Annotated in this window: 15 protein-coding genes; 2 read left to right on the plus strand and 13 right to left on the minus strand. The window is 31.4% G+C overall.

Annotated features, from left to right (window positions below):
- Positions 1 to 21: 21 nt before the first annotated feature.
- The 3 genes from Z054_RS0115460 to Z054_RS0115470 form a co-directional block, all read right to left on the minus strand.
- Positions 22 to 1,203, minus strand: coding sequence for an FAD-dependent monooxygenase (locus Z054_RS0115460; RefSeq protein WP_024770957.1), 1,182 nt, complete (start codon positions 1,201 to 1,203; stop codon positions 22 to 24).
- Positions 1,204 to 1,380: 177 nt separating this feature from the next.
- Positions 1,381 to 1,962, minus strand: a complete 582-nt coding sequence (locus tag Z054_RS0115465) for a Crp/Fnr family transcriptional regulator (protein ID WP_024770958.1) — start codon at positions 1,960 to 1,962, stop codon at positions 1,381 to 1,383.
- Between the two features lie 159 nt (positions 1,963 to 2,121).
- The gene (locus tag Z054_RS0115470; RefSeq protein ID WP_024770959.1) at positions 2,122 to 2,559 is read right to left on the minus strand and encodes a hypothetical protein; all 438 of its coding nucleotides are present in this window, start codon (positions 2,557 to 2,559) and stop codon (positions 2,122 to 2,124) included.
- Between the two features lie 257 nt (positions 2,560 to 2,816).
- On the opposite strand from Z054_RS0115470, the gene Z054_RS0115475 reads away from it, so the two are divergent.
- On the plus strand, positions 2,817 to 3,290 hold the full coding sequence (locus Z054_RS0115475) for a hypothetical protein (protein ID WP_152538575.1): 474 nt from the start codon (positions 2,817 to 2,819) through the stop codon (positions 3,288 to 3,290).
- A gap of 6 nt (positions 3,291 to 3,296) precedes the next feature.
- Here the strand turns inward: Z054_RS0115475 and Z054_RS32855 are convergent, their stop codons facing one another.
- The 9 genes from Z054_RS32855 to Z054_RS0115525 all read right to left on the minus strand — a co-directional run bounded on the left by Z054_RS32855 (position 3,297) and on the right by Z054_RS0115525 (position 9,739).
- Complete coding sequence (locus Z054_RS32855; protein ID WP_438426647.1) at positions 3,297 to 3,437, minus strand: DUF7660 family protein; 141 nt, start codon at positions 3,435 to 3,437, stop codon at positions 3,297 to 3,299.
- A 168-nt stretch (positions 3,438 to 3,605) separates the two neighbouring features.
- The gene (locus Z054_RS0115485) at positions 3,606 to 4,604 is read right to left on the minus strand and encodes a hypothetical protein (protein ID WP_152538576.1); all 999 of its coding nucleotides are present in this window, start codon (positions 4,602 to 4,604) and stop codon (positions 3,606 to 3,608) included.
- Between the two features lie 317 nt (positions 4,605 to 4,921).
- Entirely contained in the window at positions 4,922 to 5,446 is a 525-nt protein-coding gene (locus Z054_RS0115490) for a DinB family protein (protein ID WP_024770962.1), read from the minus strand.
- A 102-nt stretch (positions 5,447 to 5,548) separates the two neighbouring features.
- Complete coding sequence (locus tag Z054_RS0115495) at positions 5,549 to 5,839, minus strand: YdhR family protein (protein WP_024770963.1); 291 nt, start codon at positions 5,837 to 5,839, stop codon at positions 5,549 to 5,551.
- A 32-nt stretch (positions 5,840 to 5,871) separates the two neighbouring features.
- Positions 5,872 to 6,621: a helix-turn-helix domain-containing protein gene (locus tag Z054_RS0115500; protein WP_024770964.1), complete on the minus strand. Its 750-nt coding sequence runs from the start codon at positions 6,619 to 6,621 to the stop codon at positions 5,872 to 5,874.
- Positions 6,622 to 6,791: 170 nt separating this feature from the next.
- Positions 6,792 to 7,205 carry a hypothetical protein gene (locus Z054_RS0115505; protein WP_024770965.1) on the minus strand — a complete coding sequence of 138 codons (414 nt, stop codon included), beginning with the start codon at positions 7,203 to 7,205 and terminating at the stop codon, positions 6,792 to 6,794.
- 6 nt (positions 7,206 to 7,211) lie between these two features.
- Positions 7,212 to 7,439 carry a DUF7660 family protein gene (locus tag Z054_RS0115510; protein ID WP_024770966.1) on the minus strand — a complete coding sequence of 76 codons (228 nt, stop codon included), beginning with the start codon at positions 7,437 to 7,439 and terminating at the stop codon, positions 7,212 to 7,214.
- Positions 7,440 to 7,678: 239 nt separating this feature from the next.
- On the minus strand, positions 7,679 to 8,263 hold the full coding sequence (locus tag Z054_RS0115515; protein ID WP_024770967.1) for a hypothetical protein: 585 nt from the start codon (positions 8,261 to 8,263) through the stop codon (positions 7,679 to 7,681).
- A 960-nt stretch (positions 8,264 to 9,223) separates the two neighbouring features.
- Entirely contained in the window at positions 9,224 to 9,739 is a 516-nt protein-coding gene (locus tag Z054_RS0115525) for a GNAT family N-acetyltransferase (RefSeq protein WP_024770969.1), read from the minus strand.
- Between the two features lie 395 nt (positions 9,740 to 10,134).
- Between Z054_RS0115525 and Z054_RS0115535 the strand changes: the two genes are divergently transcribed.
- Entirely contained in the window at positions 10,135 to 10,545 is a 411-nt protein-coding gene (locus Z054_RS0115535) for an Lrp/AsnC family transcriptional regulator (RefSeq protein ID WP_035092216.1), read from the plus strand.
- Positions 10,546 to 10,704: 159 nt separating this feature from the next.
- Here Z054_RS0115535 and Z054_RS0115540 read toward each other — a convergent pair whose 3' ends face one another.
- Positions 10,705 to 11,118 (minus strand): hypothetical protein, encoded by a 414-nt coding sequence (locus tag Z054_RS0115540; protein ID WP_024770972.1) that lies wholly within the window; start codon positions 11,116 to 11,118, stop codon positions 10,705 to 10,707.
- Between the last annotated feature and the right edge of the window lie 141 nt (positions 11,119 to 11,259).

Below are 11,259 nucleotides of genomic sequence, written 5' to 3' on the forward strand. Positions count from 1 at the left end.
TCTGAGTAGGAGCTAACCAAACTATGAACTATACATGTTGTTGATAATCGTTTTATCTAGTTTATACAATTCGGCCATCTGTTTTTGCATATACTTTTCTGGGGTATATTTTAGAGTAAAATTTCTAATGATTTCAATAAATCTATTCGTTATTGCAATTTTTGATGTAATCCTAGATTGTTTAACTAATTTTTCGACTTTCGATTTTCTATAGTTATAAAAATCCTCGTAAGCAGTTTCTATACTTTTAGATTTTTTGATGAAGTGAGATACATAAAAAGCATCTTCGATTGCTTGAGCGCCACCTTGACCTAAATCAGGAGTCATACTGTGTGCTGCATCTCCAATAAGACAAATGTTTTGTATGCTCCATTTTTTTAACAATTCTAAATCTGAAAGGTCGCCTCTAATTATTTTGTCAATTGGTGTGTTTTCAATCACTTCATTAACAAGTGGATCGAATCCAGAAAACATAGTAGTTAATACGTTCTTTAGATTTTCTTTATCATCCTGTAAATTAGGTTCACTCAATTTTACAGCAAACCAATATACTTTTCCATCTGATATTTTAGATATTCCGAATTGAAATTTTTGTCCCCACAAGGTAAAACCAACTGATTTTAATTCGCTATTTAAGTCGTAATCTGAGATTCCTCTCCAGCAGGTTTGCCCCGAATATCTTATTTTACTATTTGGAAATAATTGTTTTCTTACACTAGAATTAATGCCGTCTGCACCAATAATAGATTTTGTTTGAATTGAAGTCCCATCTGTAAAATTGACTTTTAGAGACTTGTCACTATTTAGAAAATATTCTTCGAAGGTTTTATTTAGTTCTATATTTTCTTGTACTACGTATTTGTATAAAATTTGCTGTAGTTTTCCTCTATGAATTGCCATTGTGGTATATCCAAATGTCTTTTGAACAAACTCTTGATTAGAATCAGATATTGGTTTTAATTTATGATTGGCCACTAAAATTCGATTAAAACTATTTCCAGAATCTTGAATTTCTTTTAATAATGCAGGATTAATCCATTCTAATACTTGTAGCGCATTTGGTGATAACCATATTCCAGCTCCCACTTCTTTTAAATACGCTGCTCTTTCGTATAATCTATAGGGAATATTTAATTTGTCAAAGGATAATGCCGTTACTAATCCTCCTATTCCTCCTCCAATTATTGATATATTATTTGTCATTATTTTGTATTCATAGTAAATCCTCTGTATTCTTTTACTCCAAAAAGGTTATAAAGAAGGCTGTATAAATGGAGTGTAATAAAAGAGGGTATTGTAAACCAGATATGTAAGAAATTTGTTTCACCTTCGATTTTTTACAAAGGTCTATTCAAATTATTAGTTTTCATTTGATATATATCAAATTCGACTATTAAGTTTTCGTATTCTACTCAATGTTTCAAGAGTTATTCCCAGAAAGGAAGCAATATGTGTTAATGGTATCCTTTGGGTAATATTTGGATAAGCAGATAAAATACTTTGGTATTTTTGTTCGGCAGATTGAAACTGTATAGCTACAATTCGTGCCTGAAGTTTTAGCATTGTTTTAGTCGCAACTGTTTTACTTAATCTTTCAAAATCATGATACTTATCAGATAATTTCAAGGTGTTATCTCTAGAAACCTCTAATAGTAAAGTTTCCTCTAACGCTTCTATATAATGTGGGCTTGGAATGTTCTGAAAAAAGCTATTGATAGCACAAATAAAATCTTTTTCAAAAGCAAACCAATCTGTAATATCTTTCCCGTCATTTAGATAATAAGCCCTGACACAACCGCTTACAATAAAGAAGGCCTTATCAGAATATTGCCCTTCTTTTACTATTGCATCTCCTTTTTTTAATTTCAATATTTTAGAATGATTTGAGAATTCTAATTTACATTCTGAAGTCAAAGGAGAATACTTTTCACCGATCATGTCTATGATTTCTTCCTTATTCATTACTGTAGTATTTGAGTACGAGAATTTTTAGTTTATTACCTATAGTTTTAGATTACTATCTTTCATTTCAATTTTATACTTCATCCAATTTCCATTCAACTCAGAAATATTTAGTTCTGAACTACTTTGATTTCATATATAATGCTATCAAATACTACATTACACCATATTCAATGTTAAAGATTTTTTCTTAAAATTGAATCTAACTCCTTTATAATCTCTATTTTCTATTCGTTCAATCTCTTTTTGATTTATATCAAAAGTTATTTTTGTTATAAATCTATTGGATACATTTGAGTAATCAGATTCAATCTCTTTAGTGTCAGATTTGAGTACAAAATCTTCTTCAACTCCAAAAAAGGTTAGAGTTCCTCCTTTAAAAGTTTTGATATTGATCCCACTTAGAATAACGGTTTCTAAAAAGAGATACCCATTTAATTCTTCAATAGTGATATAAAGTTGACCTTCTCTAGATTCAGCTATTTTATCTCCGTCAATATCACTAATCATATTTTCGGTGAACGTGTCAACGTGTAATCGTTCCATAGCTTTAATATTTCCTAATGCGGCTAGAACTTTATCAACTTTTTTAAGCATAATTATTTATTTTTCAATATACGGAAAGGTTATATGTTGGTGTTATAGCAAAGCAAAATGTTACCAAGCTATCGACAACTCTGTATTGATTCTATAACTTTTTCTCAAAGTCTATACATTATAGCAAATATACAAGAACCATTGAGTTATCACTTAGCTGCTATGATATCATATATAGTGCTATTCCAGGCTTCTTGTTTCCTGCTTACATTATGGACTAGAAAGCATCTTTAATTCGAATTCCGTACCTTAGTGTTATGAGGGTATTGTTTGTCATTATGCTATTGGTTTGCATGCAAAGTGGAGCGCAGGATACTGTACTAAAAACAAACGACAGTCTTTCTGTACAACTTTTCGAGAGAGGCGCTCAAAATGTAAATAAATGCACCCCTTGGCATCACATGCAATGTGTTTATATCACCGCAACAGAAGTGTATAAGGATGGGAGTGAAGGGAAATCAACACGCCACTGGTGGCGTATGTCTTATATTGGCAGGGCGTGCACTGCAAAACATGGTACTACCTTTGGGCGAATATTTGAAGGTTTTTTTGCCATCCCGCATTATATAGGAATTGGTATAGGAAATAGTATTGGTTATATGATATATCTTGTGCGAGGCTCTCCAGATAAAATACAAGCACGAAAGCAAAAGAGAAGGGAAAGAAGATTGTTTAGAGATGCAGAACGAAAGAAAGTAAGAAGTATTCGTATTGGTCATACTGAAGGCTAGGAATTATCATTCATAAACCGACGCACCTTTTAAAATATGCATAAAGTTTTCCCAAGTTGGTATGTTTGCGTCAATATTCATTTTCATATTATCATAAAAACCTTGAATATCTTCTGTGTACGACATCATACTTTCTAAAAAATCAATTCTTCTCTCATTTCGAGCGGAGTCGAGAGATAATTACCTTTGATTATCAATGCATTTCGACTCCGTTCGATGTGACGGTTAGTTCTAAAATATACTTTTTAGACAAGCTCTTCTTTCATATGTAACACTTATCCAAGCAATTAATTATAGATGGGGTTGGCAATAGTTTTATTCAGAACTTTTATTACTTTTCAAGAATTCATTAAATGCTATCTTACTTTCGTTTGTTAAATGTTTTTCAGCTAATTGAATTATGGCATCCGGTCCTTTGTTTACCCATTTTATAAGATTCTCATCATTCCCTTTAGCTTCTAACGCGAGCCATACTGCAACTGGCAAAGCACCCCATTTTTTTTTCATAGAACCTCTCGATAAGTTTGCATGCAAATCGTTTTCTTCCTCGGGTGTAAGGTTTGATTGTGTAGATACTTTTATAATTTTTTCGGTAAATATTGGATATAATTTTTTGAAAGTGTTTTTTGATGTCAAGGATAAAGAATCCCCTATAGGAAACCATTTTGGTGACATCGAACGATACATCCCAAAACCTTCTGTCACGCATTCCCACAAAATCTGATCTTTAAATGTATCGAGTTTTAAGTTGTTTTTCTCTGCCCATTGTTTATGAAGCAAATGAGTGAATTCGTGTGCAAATATACGATCAATTCGATTGTCATTAACTGATTTTTTTGCAGATCCATATGCTCTATTTAATGCATTTACATCGAGACAAATAGTTTTATTATTATATGTAAAAGCATCATCTCCACCTTGATATCCTAAAAGGATAGAAATGGTATCATTAACTTTGATATTCTGAAAAGGTACTTTTAGTGAGTCTCTAAAAGTGTTCCATTTATTGGTTTTAGATTCAATTAAGTTGATCCAATCTTGTTCTTCTTTTGTTATTTGTTTAATCACATTTGATAGAGAATCAAGTATAGGAGCATTCTTTCTGCTTGCTAATGCATTTCTCCATTCATTAGATATTTGATTGGAATTAATACCTAATTTAACCTTTATAATTCGGTTGTCTGCAATCGTATTGATCGAAGAGTTCTTTATTACTTCTATACGTTCTGAATTAGTTTCTTTTTTTGAGCTTGAGTTACAATTCATTAATAAAATTGAACTAAAAGCAATGAAGTAAATGCTTAAGTTTTTCATTTGATTGATTGATTGATTCTGAATATAAGAGTTTAAAAATTTACTTATGTTACACAATCCTTATGAATCTTTTTTGATGAATTAGATAGAGTCCACGTTCTTAGAAGATTATTTGTTTCTTATCTTTTGAGGGCTTGAATATAGAAATCCTATTATAGATTATTGCCGACGATCTGTGTATGGTTAGTGGTCGTTTTTTATTCAGGTCTAAACGTAAATGACAAAGTATACAATACTCCTTGTATTCACTATTTTTGAAATTACTTGAATGCCTTATAAGCCCTTATCCAGAATACTTTTTTTACTTCTCTAAAGATTCAATAGTTTGATTTCAAAATCTTGTAATGATGCTCAGTATGATAAGCTGTCCAAATTACTATTTCTCTGATAGTCATTCTTCCCATAAGAGGATGGGGAAGTAGATAAGTATCTAAATCAGACTCAGGCCATTTTTGAAACTTCTTAATCAGTTTCATTTTTTCCTTTTCCAATTTGGAGATATAAGAAATTTTATTAGTGAGAGTAATTATTGGCATATCTCTAGAGATATTAGCAACTACACCGGGATTATCAGCTAGTTTGTCTTGATATTTTTTGACGACCTGATGATATGTACGATTGTCCCTATTATTAGTTCCAAACTTATATTTTAAGTAAAACTTCGGTAGTAGTAATGCTCTGTTTAGGGCTTTTTCACTTTGAATCAAATGAACGATGTGCTCACCAGTATTCCACTTACCTTGAGGACCTTTTATCCAATTTTGATCTGGATGATTTTTGAGCCATTCATATAGTGTTTGGTGTTTTTGCTTTAGGGTATCGATTACTTCTGTTTTTGTCATAGTTTGAAATTTGGGTTTGATTTATGACCTTTAAACCTAAAAAGAGTATCGATTTATAGTTGCTTCTACTCTTCTACACGTAAAATAGATCGGTATGACCACCTACATGTTTCTCAATTGAAAAATAATATCCATGATTTCAATATCCGGAGCTTCATTAATAGCGTAGGCTGATGGTATACTTTTGGCTAAATCAGATTCTTGGTAACTTTGTTGAGATTGTACAGAATCCCAGATATATACCCCTCCATATTCTCCTTCTTTGTTTGTTTTTATATAGTATTTTTGTAGAAGTCCAGGGATAGCTTTAAAATTAGATTCTCTTTCTTTTGCTCTTTTTAATAATTCTTCTTCTGGTAAATCTGATTTCAACTTAATAATTTGCAATATCATAAGAATTAAATTTTGATTTTTAAAGTCGCAATCTATTTATTTTTTATGATTGAAAATTGTAAAAATCGGTCGTTTTCATTTTTAAGCAATACTTTTGGCGTAAACCCTGCTATTTTCTTTATTTCTTTTATGAAATGAGGTTGATCAAAATAACCCTCTTCAGGAAATAACTGTCCTTTTCTTATCTGACTAAATGTGGCTGCACATTTTCGAATACTACAATACCTTTTTAAGGAAAGTCCAAAAGTAGATTGGAAATATCGGTTTATTTGTCTTTTTGACCAATTAGCTTTTTGAGAATAATATTCAACTGTCTTATTTCCTTTTGTTTGATTGATCGATTTTAAAAGAATACATTTTCTAGGATCAATAGGGTCTTGTTCTTCTATATATGATAACAAGCATCTGTTCAAGTATTCGAAGAAACAAGAGTCAATATTTTTGTTAAACCCATCAAGTCCCAAATATGATTTTTGTAATCCCTTTATATTATTAAGTAATAAGGTGATACTTTCTTGAATTATATTTTCGATTGCAAGCAACCTGAACTGTACTCCGTATATTGTAGTTTCTGGTGAGATAACTACATTGGTTTTATGATCCCATAAACCAGTCAAAAATACCCCATCCAGATTGTCATTATGAAAGCAAATCAATAAATCGAAAAAGCCATCGGGTAATATTGTGTAATATTGAAAATCTTTATTCTTGTTTTCAAGCTTCCAGTAGCACCTTACATAATCCCTAAGGTCTTGATGAGCTTGTTGTTGAAAGTAAATCATCTAAAACTCCTATTTAATATTTTTTTGTTCCTTGTTTACATTCATCTATTTAGTCGTTTGCCAGTTTATTTGAGCTGTCAATTCTTTATCTTAATGATCTCTAACGGTCTTGTGTATAGTGAGTTCGCATCTTGGATGCACATGTATTATATAAATTGTATTACGGTTTTTTATTTTTCTGTAATTAGTTTAATCCGTTCACAGTTTAGTCGAAACATTTTTCCGTTTTCAAAAAGATAAATAACATCGTCATTCTCATTTGGTTTAGAATGCTCCATAAATCCGTCATTTATTTCACGCATTGATTTAGAAAAGAATGTAATTCCGCTTAATGTGTTTTCGTCTTCTGGAAATTTCGAATTATCTCCATCAATTAAATTTTTGAAATTAACATTTTCATGAATAAAAGTGAGTTTATTAAACTCGTTTCTATGAATCCAATTCCCATTCGATTTGATAAATTCAATTCGAACAATGTTATCTAACTCTACTATTTCTTTAAATTCAAAATTGTTATGCAAATCAATATGAATTCCATTTAATCGGACTGCATAGTTTTCTTCAATTTTAAAGTTTGTTTCCATTAATTATCATTCATAAACCGACGCACCTTTTAAAATATGCATAAAGTTTTCCCAGGTTGGTATGTTTGCGTCAATATTCATTTCCATATTATCATAAAAGCCCTGAATGTCATTTGTATACGAAATCATACTTTCTAAAAAATCGGAAAGATTACTATTTTCCCATTCAGATTGATTATTGTCAAAATCGGTTTTAAACTCTTCAAGAAATTTTATAAATTCAATTCTTGTCATTAGGATTACATTTCTTTTATATGAGTAGCTAAAATAGTAAATCTTTTATGTCCTTAACTTTTTTGTCTTGCCACTAGCGAGACGCTAGCGGGAGGAGGGGTATGAAATGTATCAAGGCAAGTATACTTGAACCAATTGATTTATCTGCGCATTTTTATTTCTTATTCAATGTATAAAAATTTAGCACCATAACAAAAAGGAAATGATCTTTCTGTCTAGCACTAAACTTTGCTCTGATTTCATATATCTTGTCGTAGCTCGTTATTTTTTATGTTTTGTATTTCGTTTCTGTATAGAAGTATAGCCAGTCCAGATGAAAATATTATGCAACTAGCTAAAGTTAAAATTCCATTATGCAACATAAAATATGCGATTCCGATTGCAGGTGCTCCAATTATTACCATCAAAGCACTTATTGTATGCTTTCTGATGAAATTCCAAGCGTGAAGTGACAAACCAATAAAAAGCATAGAAGGCCCAACAATTACAAAAGGATACACAATTGAAGGGATATTGTTTAAGTGATTACTTAGTTCTGCTCTACTAACATTATCGCTACCAAAACTCCACATAATTAAGTCAATAGTGCAAAGTCCAATATGGGCAATGACACCCAATATTGTTACAAAGGATGCTATAGAATTTAGATTATTTTTTGGGAACACATAATTAAATGAAATAAGTAATACCGCTGCTATCAAATTAAACCAATGAGCAAAGTCAATTGGTTTTTGAGCATAAGCAAATTCCTGGCCTTGAGAAAACATTACATAGCTTGTAACGAAAAGAATCAATCCTAGTAAGCAAAGGTTTTTTGGTTTCATTAGTTGTTTTTTTATTTGACCGTTACAAATTCTAACTTTTTTTCAACTTAGAATCATTTTAATTCCGAACCGTCGAATTTTTATGTTGAACTGTTTGCATAATGAGCTACAGCAATTATATATAGTTACCATGGTAACTATATATCTTTTATATGAGTAGCTATAATAGTAAATCTTTTATGTCTTTACTTTTTATTCTCAACATGGGGGGTACCCCCTTGTCGATATTGGGTCGAACCCACCAAAAGGTAGTTCGAGCTGATATTTTAATGCTTCGAAGGGTCATCATCACCCTTCGAAGGGATACAGAGAGGGGTCGAGCCGATATGATATGGCCTAGAGGGCTTGGCAGGAGGGGTAAAAGTGATCCTTTTTGGGGTTCGATGCCATAAAGGGAGCCTTCGAAGGACTTCGGTAACGCCTCGAAGGGTGTCTTTAAGGGGTAGTCACATGTCAGTATGGGATCGAATGTATCAAAAGGTAATTCGAGCTGATTGTTTAATACATCGAGCTGATACATTAACGTTTCGAAGTCATAAACTCATCCTTAGAAGGGATAAATTATGGAGTAAAAGTGATACTTTAAGGGTTTTTTGCGATACATCGATAGGTAGGGATCCAAAAAAAGATAGCTCGAACTACCTTTTTAACGCTTCGAAGCACTTCGGTACCTCTTCGAACTACCTTATAGGGTACTTCGAGCTATGATTTTACTACAAAGAAGTACCTTGTTGATCCTTGCAAGTGTCTCGGTAACGCTTCGAGTTATGTTTCTGGATGGTTTTTTTGTAGAATTCGTTTACTGTAGTAGTCACTTACTCTGTCTTACCACTAGCGGTAGCAGGCGACTTTGAAAATAAACACAGACCTTTCGATTAAACCCAAAACCCTTATGTTTTCTTATAGATTGTTGGTAGTAGTTTTTTCTTCTATTCCTGGATTTTCAATAGTCTTGTATACTTATATTTTTTTTGAGAAAACTATATTTTCGTAGCCTTTTCCATTGACTATAAAATTTAATTCTCCAACGTTTTTAAATTCATTTCTTTCATAGAATCTAATGGCTCTATTGTTTTTTATGTAAACGGTGAGCCACATGGTATCTAATTGTAATTTTTTGGCTTGCTCTTCAACAAAAGTTAGTAGCTGTTGTCCAATTTTTAAAGGTATAAAATCATTTAGGATGAAAATTCGTTCTAATTGACAACTGTTTTGTGATGTAATATTTTCGTTTGACGCATTTACTACTAATTTCGCATAACCAACAGGTAAATCATCTGCATAAATAATATAGAAAAGTTGCTTGGGGTTGTTTATATTCTGTTTCGTTTTAAAAACTGAAAAATTCTCGTTAAGATATTTTAATACATCGCTTTTATCTTCGATATAATGACCATGAGATTCAACCCATGTTAGTCGACCTAGAAGTGCTAAAACCTCTGTATCTGCTTTCGTAGCTATTTTTATTTTAATCATTACTATTCTTATTTATTCGTAATCTTCTTATATGATAACCATGAAGCAACACAGCAATTGTGCAGCCTACAATTATTGGTGTAGCGCTAATTAATGCACCATATAAAATGTAACCTGTATTTGCGATTAGTGATATTAAACGTAGTTTATATTCGCCTTTGGTGGACATAGAATATAAATTGATAACTAGAGCTATATATCCAATACTATCAATTAAAAATGGACTCATATTTTATCTTTTTCTGTTTGATTAATTTATATTGGAAACTATCCTGTTTAAATAGTGAGATACAAATATATAATGCATTATCTTGTTTTTGGTTTATAATCGAATTAATAATTGTATATTTGAATTCGATACTATCGAATAAGCAGTGATAAAATTACGATTACAAATGGATATATTAGATAAAAAGATACTTGAAATACTAAAAATTAATGCTAGAGAAAGCTTCGCTAATATTGGAAAAGAAGTAGGATTGTCTGCTCCTGCAATAGGCAAGCGTGTTAGGCTAATGGAAGAAGAAGGCATAATCGAAGGCTATGCTCTAAAATTGAATCATGAAAAATTGGGCATTGAGACTAAAGCATATATAACATTAGTAATACATCGAGGATCAACAGGATCAAATGATGCTCAAAAACAAATACAAGCAATGGAAGAAGTTCAAAGTTGTGATAGAATTACTGGTGATGATTGCTTATGCGTTTTAGGTTATTTTAGAAACAATAAACATCTTATTTCCTTTCTTGAAAAAATCGCAGAGTATGGTGCTTCAAAAACGAGCATTATTTTAGAAGCGTAATCTATTTCCTTGAAAAGTTCTATAAACAGACAAATTCTGTCATTTATTTATCTGTAAGAGGTAATATTACTGCCAACGACTCGGCTATGGTTAGTACGGGTGCTAAAAGTAATGAATTTTCGATTTGGTGGACTTAGTTAAAAAGCACTACACTTTGGGTTAAGTGCCAAAACCCTTATTAATTATAGCCTTTGTTAGGCAATCGTTATTCATTTTCCAACACAAAAATTCCGGATTATCAGTAGAACTCATTGCTTTAATTAATTCTTCATTATTGAATTCTGGGAATTTCTGAAAACTCTCTAACATTTTTGATTCACCTGTTGCACCACCTGGAATAGATAGTATTATTTGTTCTCCTAATATTCTCCACCAAACACCTGTTCCCCAAGGTCCAGTATCATTTGTCTCAATAATTATTTGACTAATGTCACTTATTTGAAGTTTTGTTTCAAGTCCATCATAGTCAACAGTCCTAATTTCAATTTCATTTATTTCTACTAGCCATTTGGATTCAGGACTGAAATTTTCAATATCATTTTTCTTTTTCTTAAAGAATGAAAATATTCCCATTTTATGCTACTTTTATTGTCTCGCTAAATTCGAAAAACATATTGATTTTTTTAGCAATTCAGGTTTCGATTTGTGCCGATGGCGCGGATTTGTAATCCGTGCTATTAATACTTTAAAATAAATTTAAAACAATCTTATCTA

The sequence above is a fragment of the Aquimarina macrocephali JAMB N27 genome (assembly GCF_000520995.1).
Lineage (GTDB): Bacteria > Bacteroidota > Bacteroidia > Flavobacteriales > Flavobacteriaceae > Aquimarina > Aquimarina macrocephali.

Excerpts from the sequence above, each read along its gene's own strand:
- Z054_RS0115495 (WP_024770963.1), bottom strand. The coding sequence starts at position 5,839 with ATGATATTGCAAATTATTAAGTTGAAATCAGATTTACCAGAAGAAGAA.
- Z054_RS0115475 (WP_152538575.1), top strand. The coding sequence starts at position 2,817 with ATGAGGGTATTGTTTGTCATTATGCTATTGGTTTGCATGCAAAGTGGA.
- Z054_RS0115510 (WP_024770966.1), bottom strand. The coding sequence starts at position 7,439 with ATGACAAGAATTGAATTTATAAAATTTCTTGAAGAGTTTAAAACCGAT.
- Z054_RS0115465 (WP_024770958.1), bottom strand. The coding sequence starts at position 1,962 with ATGAATAAGGAAGAAATCATAGACATGATCGGTGAAAAGTATTCTCCT.
- Z054_RS0115505 (WP_024770965.1), bottom strand. The coding sequence starts at position 7,205 with ATGGAAACAAACTTTAAAATTGAAGAAAACTATGCAGTCCGATTAAAT.
- Z054_RS0115500 (WP_024770964.1), bottom strand. The coding sequence starts at position 6,621 with ATGATTTACTTTCAACAACAAGCTCATCAAGACCTTAGGGATTATGTA.
- Z054_RS0115485 (WP_152538576.1), bottom strand. The coding sequence starts at position 4,604 with ATGAAAAACTTAAGCATTTACTTCATTGCTTTTAGTTCAATTTTATTA.
- Z054_RS0115540 (WP_024770972.1), bottom strand. The coding sequence starts at position 11,118 with ATGGGAATATTTTCATTCTTTAAGAAAAAGAAAAATGATATTGAAAAT.
- Z054_RS0115470 (WP_024770959.1), bottom strand. The coding sequence starts at position 2,559 with ATGCTTAAAAAAGTTGATAAAGTTCTAGCCGCATTAGGAAATATTAAA.
- Z054_RS0115525 (WP_024770969.1), bottom strand. The coding sequence starts at position 9,739 with ATGATTAAAATAAAAATAGCTACGAAAGCAGATACAGAGGTTTTAGCA.
- Z054_RS0115535 (WP_035092216.1), top strand. The coding sequence starts at position 10,135 with ATGGATATATTAGATAAAAAGATACTTGAAATACTAAAAATTAATGCT.
- Z054_RS0115460 (WP_024770957.1), bottom strand. The coding sequence starts at position 1,203 with ATGACAAATAATATATCAATAATTGGAGGAGGAATAGGAGGATTAGTA.
- Z054_RS0115490 (WP_024770962.1), bottom strand. The coding sequence starts at position 5,446 with ATGACAAAAACAGAAGTAATCGATACCCTAAAGCAAAAACACCAAACA.
- Z054_RS0115515 (WP_024770967.1), bottom strand. The coding sequence starts at position 8,263 with ATGAAACCAAAAAACCTTTGCTTACTAGGATTGATTCTTTTCGTTACA.